The organism is Synechococcus sp. R8-2, assembly GCF_047461715.1.
In the GTDB taxonomy this organism is placed as follows: domain Bacteria; phylum Cyanobacteriota; class Cyanobacteriia; order Thermostichales; family Thermostichaceae; genus Thermostichus.
Map to the genome: position 1 here is coordinate 1 of NZ_JANSHQ010000439.1, position 4,537 is coordinate 4,537.

Annotated in this window: 4 protein-coding genes; 1 reads left to right on the forward strand and 3 read right to left on the reverse strand. The window is 59.6% G+C overall.

Going from position 1 to position 4,537, the window contains the following annotated elements; genetic code table 11:
- Both NW819_RS10495 and pstS read right to left on the reverse strand, forming a co-directional pair.
- Positions 1 to 469 (reverse strand): Hsp70 family protein (locus NW819_RS10495; RefSeq protein ID WP_414413705.1); only part of this gene is annotated, 469 nt, incomplete at its 3' end.
- 290 nt (positions 470 to 759) lie between these two features.
- Positions 760 to 1,860 (reverse strand): phosphate ABC transporter substrate-binding protein PstS, encoded by a 1,101-nt coding sequence (pstS, locus tag NW819_RS10500; RefSeq protein ID WP_414413706.1) that lies wholly within the window; start codon positions 1,858 to 1,860, stop codon positions 760 to 762.
- A gap of 447 nt (positions 1,861 to 2,307) precedes the next feature.
- Between pstS and speA the strand changes: the two genes are divergently transcribed.
- On the forward strand, positions 2,308 to 4,230 hold the full coding sequence (speA, locus tag NW819_RS10505) for a biosynthetic arginine decarboxylase (protein ID WP_414413707.1): 1,923 nt from the start codon (positions 2,308 to 2,310) through the stop codon (positions 4,228 to 4,230).
- 113 nt (positions 4,231 to 4,343) lie between these two features.
- Here the strand turns inward: speA and NW819_RS10510 are convergent.
- Positions 4,344 to 4,537 (reverse strand): hypothetical protein (locus tag NW819_RS10510; protein ID WP_414413708.1); only part of this gene is annotated, 194 nt, incomplete at its 5' end.

Here is a 4,537-nt window from a genome sequence, read left to right on the forward strand (position 1 = left end):
CATCTTTGGTGGCCTGCCGCTGCGAGTCATTAAAGTAAGCAGGAACCGTGATCACCGCTTGGGTGACCGGCTGGCCCAGGTAGCGGCTGGCATCATCTGCTAGCTTGCGCAGCACCATGGCTGAAATCTCTTCCGGCGCAAATTCCTTGTTCAGGCGGGGTGCGTACAGTTTGACATTGCCCCGCTCATCCCGCCGTACCTGGTAGGAGACCCGCTTGGAGTCGGCATTCAGCTCATCGTACCTACGACCGATGAACCGCTTAACCGAGTAGAACGTGTTTTCCGGGTTGAGCACCGCTTGGCGGCGGGCCATTTGGCCCACCAGGCGCTCTCCATCTTTGGTGAAGGCGACCACCGAGGGTGTGGTGCGAGTACCCTCAGCATTGGCGATGACGGTGGGGACACCCCCCTCCATTACGGCGACAACCGAGTTGGTTGTGCCCAGGTCAATTCCTACAACTTTTCCCATCGGCTCCTTATTCTCCTCTTCTTGAGTACATTGCTTCGGTTACCGCCGCCAGCCTGTGTGAAGTAGCTTGGGCAGCCAATCTGTGAAAATCCGGCAGATGCTTGGTCACTTCCTGGGTCGATCCTAACCAGCTGGTTGGCGAGGCCAGGGCGAGAATGCCGCCCATTTCTCGGGGCTGAAGGGCAGACCGGTTACGGATCTCCGTACCTGCAGCAGCCTTGCTTTCGGTGCCGCTTGGGGTATGGCCTGGGTTGGCAGCTATTGGCAACTCTTGGGGGACTGCTGCCAGGCTAGCTCTGGATAAGCTGCAGCGCCTCCAGGCCGCGGTTCACAACGGTTGCGGCCAGGGGCAGGTAGCCCATCTCCTCGGCCAGGGCTTGTCCTTCGGTAAGGGCCCAGCGGAGCACAGCTTGCAGGGCGGCGGCCATGGCGGGATCCGAGTACCGGCGGTAGGTCAGGATCCAGGTGTAGGTGACGATGGGATACGCTCCAGGGCCAGCGGGATCCGGCACAAAAGCCCGCAGGTTTTCCGGCAGCTCAATTTCGCTCAAGGCCAGGGCCGAGGCTTCCGGGGAGGGGAGAATGAACTCGCCGCGGCGGTTCTCCAGAGCTGCCACCGACAGATCCAGCTCGCGGGCATAGACCGACTCCACGTAGCCGATCACCCCTTCGCTGAGAAGCATTTGGGCGCTCATGCCCTCGTTGCCCTTTACCCCAATGCCCACCGGCCACTCCAGCGACATGCCAACACCGATTTCTGAGGCCCAAGCCGGATCGATGGCGGCCAGGTGGCGGGTAAAGGTATCGGTGGTGCCGCTGCCATCGGAGCGGTAGCAGACGGTGATGGGCAGATCGGGAATGGTTAGCTCCGGGTTCAGGGCCAGGATCTCCGGATCCCGCCACTGGTCGATTTGGCCGCGAAAGATCTTCACCAAAACGGGTCGAGACAGCTTGAGTCCAGAAGGGATCCCCGGCAGGTTGTAGCCTACGGCAATGCTGCCTGCGGTCATCGGGATCATCACCACACCCCGCTTCACCTCGGCGATCTCGGCATCGGTCATGGCCACATCACTGGCGCCAAAGTCCACTGTCTGGTCAATAAATTGCCGGATCCCAGCGGCGCTGCCCACCGGTTGGAAATTGATCTCCACCTTGGGATCCACCTGGCGGTAATCGGAAAACCAGCGCAAGTAAAGAGGAGCCGGAAAGGTGGACCCGGCTCCGTTGATCAGCAAAACTTTGTCGGAGGACTGGCTGCCGGAGGCAGGAACGGGATCCCTGCCGCTGGGTTGGTCAGAACGGGATCCCCTTTGACAAGCACTCAAGGTAGCGCCGGTGGCCAATAAAGAAAGCAACACTTCTCGGCGACGGAAGCGGGGCAGTTGAGCCATGGTTCAGGTTCTCCGAGGTCACCGCCCCGATCCTTGTCTTGCCCACGGGGCCCTGTCAAGGGTTGCCGGCGAGAGCTCTTGGGATCCCGTGCGTGGCCCACTTTCCCCAGGTGGCTGTCTTTCCCTCTGCGCCATCCCCGTATTCCTCGCTACGCTTCCCAGCAAAACTCAGGATCCAACCCAAGTCCAGAAAGGAAAGACAGAAAATGGAGAATTCAAGAGAAAAACAAAGAAAAACAGCGCAAACAAGAGATTGAGCGAGCTGAGTTCTGCGGCAGTTGAATAGAGATCCTCAAGCTAAACCCTTGTCTGGCAAGGCTTAGCGGTTTTTGGGCCTGAGTCCCCCCGCATTGGAAAAACCTTGACATATTCTGGAATAGGGCAATATATTGTGGATTCTGTGCAGAAATCCTGCGCTGTTCACATCTCGGTATCTGGGGGACTACTATGCCGACTTTGACTCGTTCTCCCTGGACACTGCGAGACAGCGAAAAGCTCTATCGCATCTCAGGTTGGGGGGATCCCTACTTCCGTATCAACGCCGCCGGTCATGTGGAGGTGACCCCACAGGGCTTACAGCAGCAGGAACCGGGCATTGACCTGTACCACTTGGTGATGGATCTGGTGGCGCGGGGCCTGCAGTTGCCCCTCTTGATTCGCTTTCCCGAGATCGTGGCCGACCGCATGCGGCGGATTTGCGAGAGCTTTCAGCAGGCCATCCAGCGCTTTGGCTACCCCAACGTCTATCGGGGGGTTTACCCCGTTAAGGTGAACCAGCAGCGCCACCTGGTGGAGGAAGTGGTGAAGCACGGTCGCGCCTACCACTTTGGCCTGGAGGCGGGATCCAAACCGGAGCTGTTGATTGCCCTGGCTCTGCTGGATACTCCTGGGGCTTTGTTGATCTGCAACGGCTACAAAGACCGCGACTTTATGGAGACGGCTCTCTTGGCCCAGCGGCTGGGGCGCACACCCATCATCGTTTTGGAGCGGCTGCAAGAGCTGGAGCTGGCGCTGCAGGCTGCCGACCAACTGGGCATTGACCCCATCTTGGGGGTACGGGCCAAGCTCTCCGCCCAGGGCAGTGGACGCTGGGGCACCTCGGCTGGGGATCGGGCTAAGTTCGGCCTCACGGCCACCGAGATTTTGCAAGTGGTGGAACGGCTGCGGGAAGCGGGCAAGCTGCATTGTCTACGCCTGTTGCACTACCACATCGGCTCCCAGATCTCGATGGTGAGCGTGCATGGACGGGCCGTGCGGGAGGCCAGCCAAATCTACATCGAGCTGGTCAAGCTGGGGGCACCCATGGGCTACCTGGATATCGGCGGCGGCTTGGGGGTCGATTACGACGGATCCCAGTCCCCCAATCCTTTTTCCCAGAGCTACAGCATGGAGGACTACGCCGCCACCGTGGTGCAGACCGTGCTGACCGCCCTAGAACCCCACGGGATCCAGCCGCCGGTACTGGTGACCGAAAGCGGACGCGCCCTGATGTCCCACCAGTCGGTGCTGGTGTTTGACGTGCAAGATGTCAACGCCGCCAGCCCCTACCCCATGCCCACCCAGCTCACTTCCGATGCAGAGGTGATCCAGAAGCTAAACCAGCTCTACTACCAAATCCAGCCCGATACTCTGGTGGTCAACTATCGCCGTTGTCAGGAGCTGAAGGAGGCCGCCCTGCGCCAGTTCACCGAGGGATCCCTCAGCCTGCAGGAGCGGGCCGAGGTGGAACGCCTGTTTTGGAACTGCTCCGACAAGATTTGCACCTTGGCCTACGAGCAGCACCAAGCGGGGCATCCGGTGGCAGTGGATCTCCTGGATCTGGACGAGATGCTGGCCAGCATCTACTACGGCAATTTCTCCCTGTTCCAATCCCTGCCGGATAGCTGGGCCATCGACCAGGTCTTCCCCATCATGCCGATTCATCGTCTGGATGAGGAGCCACGCCAATGGGCCACCCTGGCGGATCTGACCTGCGACAGCGACGGCAAGATCAACCGCTTCTTCGGCGAAGATGGGCAGATCACCTCGGTCTTGCCGCTGCACGACCCCAACGGACATCCCTACCTGCTGGGGGTGTTTCTGGGGGGCGCTTACCAGGAGATTCTCGGAGATCTGCACAACCTGTTTGGCGATACCAACGCGGTGCATATCCGCTCCCGCCCCGGCGGCTACCACGTTTCCCAAGTCATCAAGGGGGACACCATTGGCGAAGTGCTGAGCTGGGTGCAGTACAACAGCGAAGATCTGGTGGAGACCCTCCACCACGCCACCGAGACCGCCCTGCAGCGAGGGCAGATCACGCTGGATCAAGCCCGCGCCTTGCAGCAGCACTTTGAAGACAATCTGCGGGCCTACACCTACTTACACTGAAGGTGGTGTTCCTCGAAAAAATCCCTAAAACCAAACAGGGATCCCGGCCTAAAACCGGGATCCTTTTTGCTTCCAGATCAAACCAAATCAAAACCAGATCAAAAATTTGTCGATCACAGACGCACCGGACTGTCCAAAGCCAAGTTAATCGTTTGGTTAGGGCGCAACACCACGACTTGAGGTGCTGTGATATTGCCCACCGCCACTCCGGCTCCAGCTCCGCCAATAACCCCTAAAGCAGAAACGCCTCCTGTGAGCAAGCCCAGCACCGTACCCCCCACAGCACCAATGGCTGCATCTTGAGCAA